Source organism: Streptomyces sp. BR123 (assembly GCF_013401435.1).
Classification (GTDB): domain Bacteria; phylum Actinomycetota; class Actinomycetes; order Streptomycetales; family Streptomycetaceae; genus Streptomyces.
In genome coordinates this window covers 1-1,026 of the sequence record NZ_JACBGN010000630.1, presented here as the reverse complement: position 1 = coordinate 1,026, position 1,026 = coordinate 1, and the positions used below count along the sequence as shown (strand labels likewise).

Genomic DNA, 1,026 nt, shown 5'->3' with positions numbered 1-1,026 from the left:
TCGTGATACCGAACATCGAGCTTTTGAGCGGAAAGCGGTTACAGCCCTACTACTACGCCGCCGACAGAGGAAGAGTGGACGCATGGCGCACCATGCAGAACCTGACGCACGGATACAGCGACCCAGACGACCCCGCCAAACGGCAGAGCATGACCCAAGCCAAAGACCTGCCGAGAAACACGCAGGAAGCCGCACAGAGCATCACAGAGCATCACAGACGGCTTAGAAGCCCTAGCCCTATCAGGCAAGCTAAAAAGCCGCGCAGACGTGCTGGAAACGCTGGAAAAGGTAGGTTTTGAAATATCACGAGCGACCATCAGCAGCATCAGCATCAAGAACCCGGACCCAAAAGGGCGCAACATCCGACTGAAAGGCGCACTGTATGAGCAAGATTTCCGATTTGGCGAAGACCTTCGAGCAGACATCACGCACCGAAGCCGCCAGCATAGAGCAACAAACGAAAGCAGACTTAGAGACGTTACGGAAAAATATCAACGAGGCATTGAAGCAAAGCGAGCAGAAAATAACCGCCGATATAAACGCCCGGCAGTTACGCATGAGCAAGGCAGTATTCAAGCCCTATCTGTGGAGCTTGCTAGGTATATCGGCGGCAGGGTTGATAGTCATAGCAGGGCTGTTCATAGCGATATGGAGCGTCAAGAACGAGCTGGACGACTTGAAACAGCAGAGAGCCGAAGCAGAGCGCACCCTAGACCTGTTGGAAACCAAGACCAAAGGTTTGACACTGGAAAATTGCCCAGTCGAGAACAGCAAAGCAACGCGGGTAAGCGTAGCGACCGAGAAGCGAATGATGAAAGACTTAACGCACTTGGGCGAAAGGTTGGCAGAGCTAGAGCAGGAAAACACGAGTTTAGCGCAGCAGCTAGCGAGCTTGGCAGCCGAGTTAGAGCGGCAGAGCGAAATACGGCAACGGCAGAGCGAAATCTTGAATCAACTAGCCAAACGATAAGCCAACGACACAAACGAACCCAAAGCAGGGGATGGGGAATGAGCCGATGATTACCG

General features: G+C 53.1%; 1 protein-coding gene and 1 pseudogene. Both read left to right on the top strand.

The genetic code is table 11. The features are described 5' to 3' along the window. Nucleotides 1–299 (top strand): annotated as a pseudogene (locus HYE82_RS37420) (relaxase/mobilization nuclease domain-containing protein); the annotation flags it as partial. 83 nt (nt 300–382) lie between these two features. Then, complete coding sequence (locus tag HYE82_RS36755) at nt 383–970, top strand: MbeB family mobilization protein (RefSeq protein ID WP_179178559.1); 588 nt, start codon at nt 383–385, stop codon at nt 968–970. Nucleotides 971–1,026: the final 56 nt, after the last annotated feature.